We start from the raw sequence: 15,848 nt of genomic DNA, 5'->3' as shown, positions 1-15,848 counted from the left end.
GTTAGGCTGCTCGTCTGTCTCGTTTTACGGCGGCCGGCTTGGCCACCGTCGTTGCTTTCCATTCGAAGTATTCGGTCATGTCGAAGTAGGCTCGGCTTAACCATTCGTCGTTTTGCTCGGAGAGTAACGCGCCGACCATGCGAATCGCTGCGGCGTCGTTTGGGAAAATGCGAATGACTTTCTCCCGGCGACGAATCTCTTCATTGAGCCGCTCTTGCATGTTGCTCGTGCGCAGTCGCCGACGATATTTCTCCGGCAGCGGCAAGATCGCAAGCATGTCTTCGAACGCTCCTTCCAAGCACACGCACGACTTGGGCGCCGTTTCTGCGAAGCGGGCCATGAATTCCGCATATCGACGCTCGGCCTCTTTGCGATCAGTTGCGAGGAAGATCAGCCGAGCTGCAGCGGTTACGTTTTCCCGTTCTTTCTTGGGCGTGTGATCGAGCAAGTTCTTCATCACGTGGAACTGGCAGCGCTGCCACGTCGCGCTGACGAATTGCTTGGCGATCGCCTCACGCAAGCCCGAATGATTGTCGGAGACGGCAACGTCGACGCCGTGCAAGCCGCGTGCTTTGAGGCCGCAAAAGAACTCGTTCCACGTCGCAAAGCTCTCCGAATCGCCGATCGAAAGACCAAGGATCTCGCGGTATCCGTCAGCACGAATGCCGCTCGCGATGAGCAGCGCTTTGCTGACGACGCTCTTGTCGGTGCGCACCTTCGTGAAGAGCGCGTCAACGATGATGAACGGGTACGCTGCGTCGAGCCGGCGATTCAAGAATCCCGCGACCGGTTCGTTGAGTGCCTTCGTAAGGCGACTTACCGTCGATTTCGAAAACGACGTCCCGCAGAGGCCTTCGGTTATCCGCGTGACCTTCCGCGTCGAGACGCCGTTGACGACCATCTCCATCAGGCCCACGACGAAGGCTTGTTCGCTGCGGCGATAACGCTCGAAGATGTCGGTTGAGAAGCTGCCGTCGCGCGTCTGCGGCACGCGCAGGACCAGCGATCCGACGCGGGTCGAGAGCTGTCGATCGCGATACCCATTCCGATAGCCCTCCCGTTCTTGACAGCGTTCGTACCGCTCGGCGCCCAGATGATCGCGCATCTGCGCCTCGAGCACTTGGTTCAAAATCGTTTCGACGAGCTTCCCGAGCGCCGCAGGTTGATCGAGCAACGCTGGAATCGCGTCGCGGGATAGGGTAAGATCGTAATCGGCCACCGTTCCGGTCCTTTCGATTGAAGTGTTGTCAACGTCAATCTTCGAGGCCGAGTCCCTATAATTGATGTAAATTGAGCGGGCGGGTAGCCACCGCCCCGGTTCGAAGATTGACGTTGTTCAACACCTCAATCGAAAGGACCGAAACGGTGGCCGATTACGATCTTACCCTATCCCGCGACGCGATTCCAGCTTTGCTTGATCAGCCGGCGGCGCTCGGCAAACTCGTCGAAGTGATTCTCAACCAAGTGCTCGAGGCACAGATGCGCGATCATCTGGGCGCCGAGCGGTACGAACGCTGTCAAGAACGGGAGGGCTATCGGAATGGGTATCGCGATCGACAGCTCTCGACCCGCGTCGGATCGCTGGTCCTGCGCGTGCCGCAAACGCGCGACGGCAGCTTCTCAACCGACATCTTTGAGCGTTATCGCCGCAGCGAACAAGCCTTTGTCGTGGGCCTGATGGAGATGGTCGTCAACGGCGTCTCGACGCGGAAGGTCACGCGGATAACCGAAGGCCTCTGCGGGACGTCGTTTTCGAAATCGACGGTAAGTCGCCTTACGAAGGCACTCGACGAACCGGTCGCGGGATTCTTGAATCGCCGGCTCGACGCAGCGTACCCATTCATCATCGTTGACGCGCTCTTTACGAAGGTGCGCACCGACAAGAGCGTCGTCAGCAAAGCACTACTCATCGCGAGCGGCATTCGCGCTGACGGGTACCGCGAAATCCTTGGTCTTTCGATCGGCGATTCGGAGAGCTTTGCGACGTGGAACGAGTTCTTTCGCGGCCTCAAAGCGCGCGGCTTGCACGGCGTCGACGTTGCCGTCTCCGACAATCACTCGGGCTTACGCGAGGCGATCGCCAAGCAATTCGTCGGCGCGACGTGGCAGCGTTGCCAGTTCCACGTGATGAAGAACTTGCTCGATCACGCGCCCAAGAAAGAACGGGAAAACGTAACCGCTGCAGCTCGGCTGATCTTCCTCGCAACTGATCGCAAAGAGGCCGAGCGTCGATATGCGGAATTCATGGCCCGCTTCGCAGAAACGGCGCCCAAGTCGTGCGTGTGCTTGGAAGGAGCGTTCGAAGACATGCTTGCGATCTTGCCGCTGCCGGAGAAATATCGCCGGCGACTGCGCACGAGCAACATGCAAGAGCGGCTCAATGAAGAGATTCGTCGCCGGGAGAAAGTCATTCGCATCTTCCCAAACGACGCCGCGGCGATTCGCATGGTCGGCGCGCTACTCTCCGAGCAAAACGACGAATGGTTAGGCCGAGCCTACTTCGACATGACCGAATACTTCGAATGGAAAGCAACGACGGTGGCCAAGCCGGCCGCCGTAAAACGAGACAGACGAGCAGCCTAACTAACGCGATCGACGAACCGGAATTACAGCAGATTTGGGACTTGACTATCTTCGAACCGGAGCGGTGGCTACCCGCCCGCTGAATTTACATCAATTATAGGGACTCTGCCACGTAAACTCGGTGCGACCGCTTGACCAGGGAATCGCAACGGTCGTGACGCCGTGCTCGGGACAATCGATCCGGGGTACGGAGGCGTGCAAGAAAAGTTGGTCGCCGGCCAGATCGAGGTCACGCCAGACGCGCTCGCGATGATCGTGCTTGGGGCACTCCCGATCGCATTTTGGACAGCGACCCGCGCCTTGCCATTCAAGCCGAACATCGACCCGATTTCGCTTGAGATCGAGCTTTGATTCGGTCACGTCCCAAGGATCTTCGACGCGCAGCAACCCGCGGATGAATTCGGTGTCTCGCATGGCGTAGCATTACGACGGCCGACCGATTTCCTCTCGCCCGCCCACTACAAAACCGGAAGACCCAATTGATGTAAATTGAGCGGGCGGGTAGCCACCGCCCCGGTTCGAAGATTGACGTTGTTCAACACCTCAATCGAAAGGACCGGAACGGTGGCCGATTACGATCTTACCCTATCCCGCGACGCGATTCCAGCTTTGCTCGATCAGCCGGCAGCGCTCGGCAAACTCATCGAAGTGATTCTCAACCAAGTGCTCGAGGCACAGATGCGCGATCATCTGGGCGCCGAGCGGTACCAGCGCTGTGAAGAACGGGAGGGCTATCGAAATGGGTATCGCGATCGACAGCTCTCGACCCGCGTCGGCTCGCTGGTCCTGCGCGTGCCGCAGACGCGCGACGGCAGCTTCTCAACCGACATCTTCGAGCGTTATCGCCGCAGCGAACAAGCCTTCGTCGTGGGCCTGATGGAGATGGTCGTCAACGGCGTCTCGACGCGGAAGGTCACGCGGATAACCGAAGGCCTCTGCGGGACGTCGTTTTCGAAATCGACGGTAAGTCGCCTTACGAAGGCACTCAACGAACCGGTCGCGGGATTCTTGAATCGCCGGCTCGACGCAGCGTACCCATTCATCATCGTTGACGCGCTCTTCACGAAGGTGCGCACCGACAAGAGCGTCGTCAGCAAAGCGCTGCTCATCGCGAGCGGCATTCGTGCTGACGGATACCGCGAGATCCTTGGTCTTTCGATCGGCGATTCGGAGAGCTTTGCGACGTGGAACGAGTTCTTTTGCGGCCTCAAAGCACGCGGCTTGCACGGCGTCGACGTTGCCGTCTCCGACAATCATTCGGGCTTGCGTGAGGCGATCGCCAAGCAATTCGTCAGCGCGACGTGGCAGCGTTGCCAGTTCCACGTGATGAAGAACTTGCTCGATCACACGCCCAAGAAAGAACGGGAAAACGTAACCGCTGCAGCTCGGCTGATCTTCCTCGCAACTGATCGCAAAGAGGCCGAGCGTCGATATGCGGAATTCATGGCCCGCTTCGCAGAAACGGCGCCCAAGTCGTGCGTGTGCTTGGAAGGAGCGTTCGAAGACATGCTTGCGATCTTGCCGCTGCCGGAGAAATATCGCCGGCGACTGCGCACGAGCAACATGCAAGAGCGGCTCAATGAAGAGATTCGTCGCCGGGAGAAAGTCATTCGCATCTTCCCAAACGACGCCGCGGCGATTCGCATGGTCGGCGCGCTACTCTCCGAGCAAAACGACGAATGGTTAGGCCGAGCCTACTTCGACATGACCGAATACTTCGAATGGAAAGCAACGACCGTAAAACGAGACAGACGAGCAGCCTAACTAACGCGATCGACGAACCGGAATTACAGCAGATTTGGGACTTGACTCTGCACTTTCTCTCGCGTTCGCATGTCTCATTGTATCAAACGCTTACCCGACAAGGAAGGGAAGCGCGGCTTTTTCAGCACCCTGTTAGTGCGGGTGGGTGCTTTGGTAGACTTGGCCGTAGAGGTCGCGGTCGTCGACGACGCGGCGGGCTTTGAAGTCGGTGCGTTCGTAGGTGTTCGGGGGGACAGGTTCGACGTTGGCGCCGACGCCCAGCACTTTGCGGAGCTGATCGCCGAGCGTGCGGCGGAACGCCGCGATCGCTGCGTCGCCGCCGGCGGCGACCGTCGCGTCGTACTCGGCGCGGACCAGCAGTTCGTCCATCGTCTGCGCACGGCTGATGTGGATGCGGTGCTCGCCGCCGTAGCCGGCGATCGCGTTGCAGACGTTGTCGATCTCCGAGGGATACACGTTTTCGCCGCGGATCTGGAACATGTCGTCGATGCGGCCGTGGACGCCCTTCGGCAGCCGCGGATAAGTACGCCCGCACGGGTTCTCTTCCATCACCCAATGCGTGAGATCGTTGGAGAGCAGCCGGATCATCGGCTGCGACGTCCGTTCCAGATGCGTGTACACCGGCGTCCCCTGCTCGCCGTACGGGACGCGCGCGTAGGTTGCGGGATCGCACACCTCGTGGTAGACCATGTCCTGCCAGAGCAGCATCCCTTCGTGCGACTCTGCGCTCCCCGCCGCCGACATGAACGGCGTCATCTCGGCCATCGTCCCCGTGTCGATCACGCGTGCCCCGAACTCGTTTTCGATGCGATCGCGTACCGACGGGATCGACGCTCCCGGTTCACCGGAGAAGAACAGCGTGCGCAGGCCGAACGCGCGCGGATCGTACCCTTCTTCGCGTGCGACCTCAGCGAGACGCAGCGCGTACGACGGCGTGCCGTAGAAGCCGGCGGGCTTCACCATTGCGAGCCACTGTGCGGCGCGCGCGGTCATTCCCTGCGCGCCCGCACCGAACGGGAAACTGCGCGCCTTCATCCGCTCCGCGCCGGACATCGCGCCCCACGAACCCAAATACAGGCTGAAGATCGCGCCGAAGAAGATCGTGTCGCCGGGACGGAAGCCCATCCCCCACAGGATGCGCGCGTGGTTCTCGCCGATCGTTTGCCAGTCGTTGCGTCCGATCGCGAACGCGGTCGGCTTTCCGGTGGTGCCCGACGTGCCGTGGATGTGATGGATCTCCGACTCGGGGACGCACAGGTAGTCGCCGTACGGTTCGTGCGCCGCCTGCGACGCACGCAGTTCCGCCTTGGTCACGACCGGGACGCGTTCGAAATCCTCGAGCGAGCGGATCGACTCTGGGTCGATCCCCGCATCGTCCCACTTCTTTTTGTAGAACGCCGAGCTCTTGTACGCGTGGCGCATCACCTCGCGCAGGCGCACGGCGATCGCGGCGTCGCGCTCGTCGGGCGGCATCGTCTCGCGGACGGGATGCCAGTAGCGCTGATCGTTCGGCGGGATATACGAAGCGTCGATGCGCGGCGGAAACGACCACGCTTCCATCCGCCCGGCGGCAGTCGAGACGCTCATCGGAGACCTCCGTCGTCGCGGCGTTTGCGTTCGGCGTCGTCCCACGCCGTCAGCGGCTGATAGAGCCGGACGTACCCCAGGCCTCTCCCGGCGTCGGACGAGACCGCGTCGCGCGTGATCTTGACGTCGAGCAGCGCCGGCGCGTGCGACATCGCGCGCCGCAGCGCACCTTCCAGATCGGACGGGTCGTCGACGCGCTCGGCGTACGCGCCCAGCGCCTTCGCCAATCCCGCGTAGTCACTGTCGCGCAGTTCGGTGCCGGCGATGCGGCCTTCGTAGTTCACCATCTGGTCGTAGCGCTCGATGTTCCACGCCGCGTTGTTGGCGACGGTGAAGACGGCGCGCGCGCCGTGGCGGACCGCCGTGTCGATCTCCATCGCGTTGAAGCCGAATGCGCCGTCGCCGTTCACCGAGATCACGGTGCGCTCGGGATGCGCGAGCGCAGCGGCGACTGCGAACGGCACGCCGACGCCCAGACATCCGAACGTCCCGGAATCGAGGTACGTCGCTTGCGTCAAACCGAGCCGCGCGAAGCTGAGGATGTCGCCGCCGTCGGCGATCGCGATCGCGTCGTCGGGAACGCAGGCGCGGATCGCCGCGAAGATGCGGTTCGGATGCATCCGTCCGTCGGCGCCCGACGGCGCCTGCGCCAGCTTCGCGCCGTAGGCCTGCGCGCGCTCGACGTGCGAGCGCCGCAGATCGCCGGCCCAGTCACGGTCTGCAGCCGGCGCGCGTCCCCGCGCCGCCTCGACGATCGCGGCGAGCGCGAGCGCCGGCGTCGCAAAGATCTCCGGCGCGCCGCGGCGGTTGTCGCCGATCTCGCCGACGCCGTCGCCGATCCGCACGAACGTCGCGTGCGGAAAGACCGCCGGCGATCCGTAGCCGAGTTGATAGTCGAGCTTGCGCCCCACCGTGATCACGACGTCGGCCTGGCCCATCACCGCGCCGCGCATCGCGCCGACGACCGACGGATGCGACTCGGGGACGAGACCGCGGCTCTCCTGCGTGTCGAGGTAGACGGCGCCGAGCGCATCGAGCAGAGCGAGCAGTTCGCTCGCTGCGCCGCGCGCGCCGCGCCCGGTGATGACGACGGGCCGGCGCACCGACCACAGCCGCTCGACGGCCGCCGCGACGGCGCTCGGATCGGGCGCGATCCTGCGCGGCGCGCGCGGCGCGACGAATTCGTCGAGCACGACCTGGCGCGGCACCTCGGTGCGCAGCACGTCGGTCGGAAACTCGATGTAGCTCGCGCCGCGATCGCCGTACTCGCCCTCGGCCGCGGAGATCGCACGGTCGAGCTCGCCGACGACGAGGTCGGCGTTGCGCACGGTGCGCGCGTAGCGCGCGATCGGGGCGAGGATATCGACCTGCGGGATCCCTTGCAGCGGACCGCGGTAGTCCTGAGGCATCGGCGGCGCTCCGCCGATCACCACGACGGGGACGCCGGCGGTGGTCGCGTTCGCGACCGCCGTCACCGTATTCGTCACGCCCGGGCCGGCCGTCACCATCGCGATCCCGACCGTTCCGGTGAGTTCCGCGTGCGCGTGCGCCATGTGCACGGCGGCGCGCTCGTCGCGCACGTCCACGATCGCGATGCCCAGGCGCGCGACGTGATCCCACAGCGGCTGGACGTGGCCGCCTTCGAGCCCGAAGACGCGCCGGACGCCGCGCGCGTGCAGCGCGCGCGCCAGGTATTCTGCTGCGCTCGCCGTCGAGGTGCGCAGCGGCGCCGCGGCGGTCAACTCGCCCCGGCCGCCTCGCGGCGCGTGCGGTCGCGGCCGTACTCGGCGACGATCCGCTCGATGCCGTCGATCAGATCCTGCGTCGACGCTTCGGCGTTGAAGACCTCGCGCACGCCGATCTCCTTGAGCTTCGGAATGTCGGGCTCTTGGATCACGCCGCCGCCGATGACGACGATATCGTCGACCTCGCGCTCGCGCAGCAGATCCATGATCTTCGGGAAGATCGTCATGTGCGCGCCCGAGAGGATGCTCACGCCGACGACGTCGACGTCCTCCTGAATCGCCGCGTTGACGATCATCTCCGGCGTCTGATGCAGGCCCGTGTACACGACTTCCATCCCGGCGTCGCGAAGGGCGCGCGCGACGATCTTCGCGCCGCGGTCGTGGCCGTCGAGGCCGGGTTTGGCGACGAGCACCTTAATGGGCATGAACGGGTCCTCCGTAGATCGCGAGCAGCGCGTCGATCGCGTCGTTGCGGGAAAGTTCGCGGGCGCGCACGCGGTCGAGCACGGCGCTGCCGTCGGGAGAGTCGAGTGAAGCAAGCGCCGCGATCACCGCACGGTCGCGCGCGCGCCGCACGACCTCAAAGCGTACGGCGCGCACGGCGTTGACCTCGCTGCCGCCGCGGCGCGAAAGGATCGCCGCGAGGAGGTCGGCGACGCCCGTGCCGTCCTGCGCCACCGTCTGCAGGACCGGGATGTCGCGCTGACCTTCGCGCACCATGTGCTTGAGGTCGAGCGCGGTGCGGTTCGCGCCGGGGCGGTCGGCCATGTTGACGACGAAGATGTCGGCGATCTCGGTGAGCCCGGCTTTGATCGTCTGCACCGAATCGCCGAGCGCGGGGACGGTGACGACGACGATCTGATCGGCGACCGCGACGACTTCCAGTTCGATCTGTCCGACGCCGACCGTCTCGACGATCACGACGTCGAACCCCGCCGCTTCGGCGAGGCGCACCGCGTCGCGCGTCGCCGGCGCGAGACCGCCGCCGCCCTCGCGCGAGGCCATGCTCCGGATGAACACGCCGTTGTCGCCGGCATGCCGCTGCATCCGCACGCGATCGCCGAGCACCGCGCCCTGCGTGAACGGCGACGACGGATCGACCGCGATTACCGCGACGCTCTCGCCGCCGGCGCGGATCCCCTCGATCAGACGGTCGACGAGCGTCGATTTTCCGGCGCCGGGCGGCCCGGTGATCCCGATGACCTCCGCGTGATGCGCCGGCGGGACGTGGCCGAGATGCGCGAGGCGCGCGAGCGCCGCGGGCAGCTCGACGATCCCGTTCTCGACGCTGGAGATTGCCCGCGCCAGGTCGCGGTGCACCCGGTGCGAGATCAAAAGACCGGCGTCTCGACGTAGGTCCCGAACACGGGACGCAGCGCATTGATGATCTCGCCGCCGGTCGCGCGCGCCTTTACGGCGGCGAGCGTCGAGGGCATGATGTTCTCGTCGGTCTGCGCGACGCGCACGATCTCGTCGAGCGCGCGCTGCACGGCCGCGCCGTCGCGCTTGGCACGGGTTTTCGCGAGCCGCGCGAGCTGGCGGTTTGCGGCGCCTTCGTCGACGTGGTGCAGTTCGACGTGCGGGTTCGCCGAGTCGTCGCGGTACTTCGTGACGCCGACGACGTGGCGTTCGCCCGCGTCCTTGCGGCGATGCAGATCGTACGCCGCGTCAGCGAGTTCAATCTGAAAGAAGTTGTCCTCGATGCACTTGACGACGCCACCGCGCTTATCGATCTCGGCGAAGTAATCGAAGCACCCTTGTTCGATCCGGTTCGTCAGCGACTCGACGGCGTAGGAGCCGGCGAGCGGATCGATCGTGCCGACGACGCCGGTCTCCTCGGCGATGATCTGCTGCGTGCGCAACGCGATCTTCATCGCCGCCTCGCTCGGAATCGAGAGCGCTTCGTCATAGCCGTTGGTGTGCAGCGACTGCGCGCCGCCCAGCACCGCCGCCAACCCTTCGATCGCGGTGCGCGCGATGTTGTTGAGCGGTTCGCGCGCGGTGCACGAGACGCCGGCGGTCTGGCAATGGAAGCGCAGGCGCATCGACTCGGCTTTCTTCGCGCCGAAGCGTTCCTTCATCAGCCGCGCCCACACGCGCCGCGCGGCGCGGAATTTCGCGACCTCTTCCAAGAAATCGATCTGAGAGACGAAGAAGAACGATAGCCGCGGTGCGAAGTCGTCGACGTCGACGCCGGCACGCACGACGTCCTCGACGTACGCCATCCCCGCCGCGAGCGTGAACGCCACTTCCTGAATCGCGGTGCTGCCGGCTTCGCGCGTGTGGTAGCCGCTGACGTTGACGGGGTTGTAGCGCGGCAGGTTCTGCGTCGAGTAGACGATCGAGTCGCGCACGATCCGCATCGCCGGGCGCGGCGGATAGACCCACTCTTTCTGCGAGACGTACTCTTTGATGATGTCGTTCTGAATCGTCCCGGAGAGCTTGTTGCGGTCGAAGCCGCGCTCGTCGGCGACGGTGAGGTACATCGCGAAGAGGATCCACGCCGATGGATTGATCGTCATCGAGACGCTGATCTTCTCGAGATCGATATCGGCGTAGAGATCGTGCATGTCGTCGACGCTGTCGATCGCGACGCCCTCGCGGCCGACCTCACCTTCGCTGCGCACGTCGTCGGAGTCGTAGCCCATCAGGGTCGGCATGTCGAAGTCGGTCGAGATCCCGGTTTGCCCTTGCGCGATCAGGTAGCGGAAGCGCGCGTTGGTGTCGTCGGCGGTCCCGAAGCCGGCGATCTGGCGCATCGTCCACGGCTGCGCGCGATACATCGTCGGGTAGGGCCCGCGCGTGTACGGGAAGGCGCCGGGGAAGCCGAGATCGCGGCCGTAGTCGAGCGCGATGTGCTCGGGCGTATAGACGCGTTCGTGCGGCAGGCCGCCGAGGGTCCGGAACACCGGGCGCGCCTCGGGGCGGCGCTCCATGAACGACAGCAGGGTCAGCTGCTCCCACTGCTCGCGGTCTCCGGCGACGGAACGAATTTTCTCGGGCGTCTGCATCAGGCGGTCTCCCTTGTCAGATTGTATACAATACTTTGCTAGAAAAGGCAATCCTCGAAGAAAACTCGTATACAAGCGCATGGCCATCATGAAGCCGCGCAGCCCGGAAACGCGCTCTGAGGGCGTGATCGACTCCCTCCGGGAGGCGATTCTGACCGGCCGGTACCGGCCCGGCGAGCGTCTCGTCCAGGACGAACTCGCGGATGCGTTCGGCATCAGCCGTATTCCCCTGCGCGAAGCGCTGCGGCGGCTGGAGGGCGAGGGGCTGGTGCTGATGAGCCCCAACCGCGGCGCGATCGTGCGGCCCCTGGGTCCCAAGGACGTCGTCGACCTCTACGACCTGCGCTTGGCGCTCGAATCGCTGGCCCTGCGGCGCGCGGCCGAGCGCTACGCCGACTTGCGTGAAGCGACGCAGCAGCGCAGCGAGGAGGCGATGCACGCGATCGCCGCCGGCGATCTGACGACGCTCTTCCACCTCGACCGCGACTATCACGCCGAGCTCGCCGCCGCATCCGACAACCCGCACCTCGTCGCCGCGCTCGGCGGCCAGTGGTCGCAGATCATGCGCGTGATGCACGCATACTTGGAGATCGAAACGTATCCGCCGGGGATTTGGGACGATCATGCCGCGATCGCGAGCGCCGTCGCGCACGGCGACGGCGAGGCCGCCGTCGCGCGCCTCGAGTGTCACCTCGTCTTAAGCCGCGACCGCATCCTCAGCCACCTTCGGGAGACGAACGCACGATGAACCTCGCTCGCGCACTCGCGGCACGTGACGACGCCGGCCGTCCGATCCGCGTCGGCCTCGTCGGCGCCGGCAAGTTCGGCACGATGATCCTCGCGCAGCTGCGCTTGATGCCCGGCGTGCAGCTGTGCGTCCTCGCCGATCTCGACGCGGGGCGCGCGCGCAGAGCCGCCGTCAGCGCCGGGTGGAGCGCGGACGCGTTCGCGCTCGCGCGCGACGCGAACACGGCGAACGACACGGCGCGCGCCGGGCGCGTCGCGCTCGTCGAGAGCGGCGAAGTCGCGGCGGCGTGCGAGATCGACGTGCTGATCGAAGCGACCGGGCATGAAGAAGCCGGCGCGCTCCACGCCTATCGCGCGCTCGAACGCGGCGTCCACGTCGTGATGGTGACGGTGGAAGCCGACGTCGTCGTCGGGCCCTTGCTGCACGCGCACGCGCGCAAGCACGGCGCGGTCTACTCGATGGCGTACGGCGATCAGCCGGCGATCATCTGCGAGCTCGTCGACTGGGCGCGCACCTGCGGCTTCGAGGTCGTCGCCGCCGGGAAGGGAACGAAATTCGCCCCGGTCTACCGGCGTTCGACGCCCGACACCGCGTTCGGCTACTACGGCTTCACCCCCGAGCAGATCGCGACCGGCGGCTTCAATCCGAAGATGTTCAACTCGTTTCTCGACGGGACGAAGTCGGCGATCGAGATGGTCGCCGTCGCGAATGCCACGGGGCTGGACGTCGCCGAGGAAGGGCTGACGTTCGCGCCCGCCTCGGTGAACGATCTGGCGACGCTGATGCGGCCGCGCAGTGAAGGCGGAATTCTGCCGCGCGCCGGGATCGCCGACGTCGTCTCGTGCGTGCGCGAAGACGAATCGTTCGTCGAGAACCACCTGCGCTGGGGCGTCTACGTGACGTTCACCTCCGAGAGCGCGTACGCACAGCGCTGCTTCGGCGAGTACGGGATGTCGACCGATCAGAGCGGCCGGTATACCGCGCTGTGGCGTCCGTACCATTTGATCGGGCTGGAGATCGGCGTCTCGGTGGCGTCCGTCGCGCTGCGCGGAGAGCCTACCGGCGCGCCGTTCGCGGGCCATCGTGCGGAAGTCGTCTGCGCGACGCGGCGCGCGATGCGCGCCGGCGAGATCATCGACGGCGAAGGCGGCTACGCCGTCTACGGCACCAGCGTCCCGGCTGCGCGCGCGCGCGAACGACGCCTCGTTCCGATGGGGCTCGCGCACGGGTTGCGGCTGCAGCGCGACGTCGAGGCCGACCATCCGATCGGCGAAGCCGACGTCACCTTCGACGAGTCGTCGTTCCTCTGGAAACTGCGCCGCGAACAGGACGCGCTCGTCGCGGCCGCCGTCTAACTTCGCGATGTTCGGCTGCAGCGACGAAGGCGGGATCGCGCGCGTCTCCGCCGAGGTCCGCGATGCGTGGGCCTCCGATGCCCGCCGCGCGCGTCTGCGCGCGCACGACGCGTCCGACGCCGGCGCGATCGAGTCGCGCTACGAAGCGCTGCGCGACGGACGCGCCGCGCCCGCCGACCCGACGGCGGCGTCGCCGTCGACCGGCGACGCGGAGACGACGTGGACCTCGACCAGCGCTCCCGTCGCGCTGGGACGCACGCACCGCATTCCGTCGACCGTCGACACGGTCGCGCAGGGGATCTTCGATCCGAACGCCGCGCCGGTCGCGACGATCGACTCTGGCGACGTCGTCGTCTACGAGAACACCTGGACGCATTTCTCGAACCGGCTGCAGCCCGGCGTGAGCGCCGACGCGCTCGCGGCGATGCGGCGCGCGATTCCGGGGCGCGGCGTGCACAGCATCATCGGGCCGATCTTCGTACGCGGAGCGATGCCGGGCGACGTCCTGCAGCTGCGGATGCTGCGCCTCGAGACGATCGATTTCGGCGCCAACTTTCACAACCCGGGCGCGCTCGTTACCGGCTCGCTGCACGCCGAGTTCGCGCACGGACACGTCCGCTATTTCGATCTCTCGGCGGACGACGGGTACGTCTATTTCAACGACCGCATCCGGCTCGCGCTCAAGCCGTTTCAGGGGACGCTCGGCGTCGCGCCCGCGGGCGACGTGCCGGTGAGTTCGGTCGCACCCGGCCGCTTCGGCGGCAACATCGATCTCAAAGACCTCACCGCGGGATCGTCGCTGTTCGTCCCGGTGACGCATCCCGGCGCCCTGATCTTCACCGGCGACTCACACGCGGTGCAGGCCGACGGCGAAGTGAACATCACCGCGATCGAGACCGGGATGCGCGAGGTGCGCATGCAGGTGATCGTCCACAAGAACGCCGGCTGGACGTGGCCGTTCGCCGAGACGCCGACGCACTGGATCGCGCTGGGGATGGACACGCACTTGAACGAAGCGCTGCGGATCGCGCTGCGTCAGACGATCGCGTTCCTGCACGAGCGCGCCGGGCTGACCCGCGACGAATCCTACAGCCTCGCGTCGATCGGCGTCGACTTCCGCGTGACGCAGATGGTCAACGTGATCAACGGCGTGCACGCGATGATCCCCAAGGAGATCTTCGCCCCGGACTACCGTTCGACGATCAGCGTCGCGTAGCGCCGCGCAGCGACCGGACGTCGCCGTCGCGCACCGTCACCCCGGTCGCGTCGAACCATTCCATCAGCGGGACGGCGTACTTGCGCGTCGTCCCCACCGCGTCGCGAAAGCGCGCCATCGTGATCGGACCGTCGCGCCGGATCGACGCCTCGAGCCGGCGGCGAATCTCCGCGATCTGCGAGCCGCGGTAGACGTCGGCGCCGACCTTCACCAGCGCGCCGGTCGCCAGCAGCGTGTCGAAGGCTTGTCCCAAGCCGGGGATCTTCGTGCGCTTGATTTCGGCGACGAGCGTCTCGAGCTCGACCGGAACGAGCGTCGCCGCCGCGTCGGCGGCGGCGGCGCGGTCGAAGAACGCGTACTGCTCGCTGGTCAACTGCGGGCGATGGGCGAGCGTCGCGTAATATCCGACTCGCGCGACGATGCGCCCGTCCTCGGCGTCGGCGGCGAGCACGCGGAGCAGCAGCGGTTCGTCGACCGCGAGCTCGCGCGCGAGCGCGAGCGACGTGACGCCGAGCACCCACGGCGTCTCAGCCTCGCGACGCGCGAGGATCGCCGCGATCCGCGCGGTCAGTTCGTCGGCGGCGGCGCCGCCGAGATACGTGACGGGCTTCTGCAGACGCCGCACCGTCCCGCGCGCGGCCAGCTCGGCGAGCAGTTCCTCCGCGCGCTCCTCGCGCACGTTCGCGCGCGCGGCGATTTCCGCCGAACCCAGCGGCGCGAGACCCGACGCGCCGAGCACGGCCAGGATCGTCTCGCGCTCGCTCTGCGCGGTGTCGCCGATCTGCGCGGTCGCGGTGCTCCCGATCGTCCCGCCGCCGAGCAGCGCCTTCGGCGAAAGGGCGCGTGCGACGAACGCCTCGCCCGGATACGTCGCGGCGGCGCGGCGCAGAAACAGCGTTGCATCGCTCGTCTCCTCCGCCGCCGGCGCGGTGTCGAAGACCAGCGTGCCGAGGATCTCCGCGGCGCCGAGATGCGCGCGCACGGGCGTCCGCCGGCGCAGCGGCGCGCCCGCGGTGCGAAAGCGCACGCGCATCGCGTTTGCGACCCCGACGGCGCGATCGGCGAGCACGGCGCCGCGATGCAGTTCGGCGACATCGACACCGGCGACGTTCACGGCGACGCGCGCGCCGGCTGAGACCGCCTGGCGCGACTCGCCGAACACCTGCAGCGACCGTACGCGGACCTCGCGCGCCGGTTCGTCGATCTGCAGCGTGTCGCCGGCGCGGATCGTCCCCTGCACGAGCGTCCCGGTCACCACCGTTCCGCGACCAGAGATCGCGAAGACGCGATCGACCGGAAGGAAGACCGGTGCGTCGGATGCGCGCTCGGGAAGCGCGACGAGCGCGTCGTGGATCGCGTCGCGCAGGGTCTCGACGCCCTCGCCGGTCCGCGTCGAGACGGCGACGAACGGGGCGCCGGCGACGATCGTCGAGGCCAGCGCAGCCCGGATCTCCTCCTCGACCGCGCGGAGTTCGGCGTCGTCGACGAGATCGCGTTTGGCGAGCACGACGATCGCGCGCCGTACGTCGAGATGCGCGAGGATCGCGAGATGCTCGAGCGTCTGCGGCATCACGCCTTCGTTCGCGGCGACGACGAGCAGCAGCAGCTCCATCCCCGCCGCGCCGGCGAGCATGTTGTGCACGAAACGTTCGTGGCCGGGGACGTCGACGATCCCGGCTTCGACCCCGTCGGGGAAACGCAAGTGCGCGAAGCCGAGGTCGAGCGTCATCCCGCGCAGTTTCTCTTCGATCCAGCGATCGGGATCGGTCCCGGTGAGCGCCTGCACCAGCGACGACTTTCCGTGATCGACATGGCCTGCGGTCCCGACGACGTGCATGG

Annotated in this window: 13 protein-coding genes; 5 read left to right on the top strand and 8 right to left on the bottom strand. The window is 66.4% G+C overall.

What is annotated here, in order from left to right; translation table 11 throughout:
- Position 1: 1 nt before the first annotated feature.
- A complete protein-coding gene (locus WPS_RS01520) occupies positions 2-1,219 on the bottom strand; it encodes an IS256 family transposase (protein ID WP_317996101.1) in 1,218 nt (405 codons plus the stop codon).
- A 146-nt stretch (positions 1,220-1,365) separates the two neighbouring features.
- Between WPS_RS01520 and WPS_RS01515 the strand changes: the two genes are divergently transcribed.
- Positions 1,366-2,583, top strand: coding sequence for an IS256 family transposase (locus tag WPS_RS01515; protein ID WP_317995993.1), 1,218 nt, complete (start codon positions 1,366-1,368; stop codon positions 2,581-2,583).
- Between the two features lie 90 nt (positions 2,584-2,673).
- Here the strand turns inward: WPS_RS01515 and WPS_RS01510 are convergent, their stop codons facing one another.
- Positions 2,674-2,997 (bottom strand): transposase family protein, encoded by a 324-nt coding sequence (locus tag WPS_RS01510; protein ID WP_317996100.1) that lies wholly within the window; start codon positions 2,995-2,997, stop codon positions 2,674-2,676.
- Between the two features lie 150 nt (positions 2,998-3,147).
- Between WPS_RS01510 and WPS_RS01505 the strand changes: the two genes are divergently transcribed.
- Positions 3,148-4,347 (top strand): IS256 family transposase, encoded by a 1,200-nt coding sequence (locus WPS_RS01505; protein ID WP_317996099.1) that lies wholly within the window; start codon positions 3,148-3,150, stop codon positions 4,345-4,347.
- A gap of 132 nt (positions 4,348-4,479) precedes the next feature.
- Here WPS_RS01505 and WPS_RS01500 read toward each other — a convergent pair whose 3' ends face one another.
- From WPS_RS01500 to WPS_RS01480, 5 genes are read right to left on the bottom strand one after another with little or no spacing between them, the layout of a single operon-like run.
- Complete coding sequence (locus WPS_RS01500; protein ID WP_405054982.1) at positions 4,480-5,907, bottom strand: phenylacetate--CoA ligase family protein; 1,428 nt, start codon at positions 5,905-5,907, stop codon at positions 4,480-4,482.
- A gap of 23 nt (positions 5,908-5,930) precedes the next feature.
- Positions 5,931-7,676, bottom strand: coding sequence for a thiamine pyrophosphate-binding protein (locus WPS_RS01495; RefSeq protein ID WP_317996097.1), 1,746 nt, complete (start codon positions 7,674-7,676; stop codon positions 5,931-5,933).
- Entirely contained in the window at positions 7,673-8,104 is a 432-nt protein-coding gene (locus tag WPS_RS01490; protein ID WP_317996096.1) for a cobalamin B12-binding domain-containing protein, read from the bottom strand. The genes WPS_RS01495 and WPS_RS01490 overlap by 4 nt, the downstream gene beginning before the upstream one ends.
- Positions 8,094-8,999 (bottom strand): methylmalonyl Co-A mutase-associated GTPase MeaB, encoded by a 906-nt coding sequence (meaB, locus tag WPS_RS01485; protein ID WP_317996095.1) that lies wholly within the window; start codon positions 8,997-8,999, stop codon positions 8,094-8,096. The genes WPS_RS01490 and meaB overlap by 11 nt, the downstream gene beginning before the upstream one ends.
- An 11-nt stretch (positions 9,000-9,010) precedes the next feature.
- Positions 9,011-10,690 (bottom strand): acyl-CoA mutase large subunit family protein, encoded by a 1,680-nt coding sequence (locus WPS_RS01480; protein WP_405054981.1) that lies wholly within the window; start codon positions 10,688-10,690, stop codon positions 9,011-9,013.
- 124 nt (positions 10,691-10,814) lie between these two features.
- Between WPS_RS01480 and WPS_RS01475 the strand changes: the two genes are divergently transcribed.
- The 3 genes from WPS_RS01475 to WPS_RS01465 are packed head-to-tail and all read left to right on the top strand — an operon-like array spanning position 10,815 to position 14,009.
- Complete coding sequence (locus WPS_RS01475) at positions 10,815-11,438, top strand: GntR family transcriptional regulator (RefSeq protein WP_317996093.1); 624 nt, start codon at positions 10,815-10,817, stop codon at positions 11,436-11,438.
- Positions 11,435-12,793, top strand: coding sequence for an NAD(P)H-dependent oxidoreductase (locus tag WPS_RS01470; protein WP_317996092.1), 1,359 nt, complete (start codon positions 11,435-11,437; stop codon positions 12,791-12,793). Before WPS_RS01475 ends, WPS_RS01470 begins: the two co-directional genes overlap by 4 nt.
- Positions 12,794-12,800: 7 nt before the next feature.
- Positions 12,801-14,009: an acetamidase/formamidase family protein gene (locus tag WPS_RS01465; protein ID WP_317996091.1), complete on the top strand. Its 1,209-nt coding sequence runs from the start codon at positions 12,801-12,803 to the stop codon at positions 14,007-14,009.
- Here WPS_RS01465 and selB read toward each other — a convergent pair.
- Positions 13,996-15,846 (bottom strand): selenocysteine-specific translation elongation factor, encoded by a 1,851-nt coding sequence (gene selB, locus WPS_RS01460; protein ID WP_317996090.1) that lies wholly within the window; start codon positions 15,844-15,846, stop codon positions 13,996-13,998. The two genes, WPS_RS01465 and selB, sit on opposite strands and share 14 nt — an antisense overlap.
- Between the last annotated feature and the right edge of the window lie 2 nt (positions 15,847-15,848).

It is taken from the genome of Vulcanimicrobium alpinum, from assembly GCF_027923555.1.
GTDB lineage: Bacteria > Vulcanimicrobiota > Vulcanimicrobiia > Vulcanimicrobiales > Vulcanimicrobiaceae > Vulcanimicrobium > Vulcanimicrobium alpinum.
The sequence above is the reverse complement of the archived record's forward strand: the minus strand, read 5'-3'. Positions and strand labels throughout refer to the sequence as shown.

Coding starts and splice junctions, on each gene's coding strand:
- WPS_RS01510 (WP_317996100.1), bottom strand. CDS start 2,997: ATGCGAGACACCGAATTCATCCGCGGGTTGCTGCGCGTCGAAGATCCT.
- WPS_RS01500 (WP_405054982.1), bottom strand. CDS start 5,907: ATGGAAGCGTGGTCGTTTCCGCCGCGCATCGACGCTTCGTATATCCCG.
- WPS_RS01490 (WP_317996096.1), bottom strand. CDS start 8,104: ATGCCCATTAAGGTGCTCGTCGCCAAACCCGGCCTCGACGGCCACGAC.
- WPS_RS01480 (WP_405054981.1), bottom strand. CDS start 10,690: ATGCAGACGCCCGAGAAAATTCGTTCCGTCGCCGGAGACCGCGAGCAG.
- WPS_RS01470 (WP_317996092.1), top strand. CDS start 11,435: ATGAACCTCGCTCGCGCACTCGCGGCACGTGACGACGCCGGCCGTCCG.
- WPS_RS01465 (WP_317996091.1), top strand. CDS start 12,801: ATGTTCGGCTGCAGCGACGAAGGCGGGATCGCGCGCGTCTCCGCCGAG.
- selB (WP_317996090.1), bottom strand. CDS start 15,846: ATGCACGTCGTCGGGACCGCAGGCCATGTCGATCACGGAAAGTCGTCG.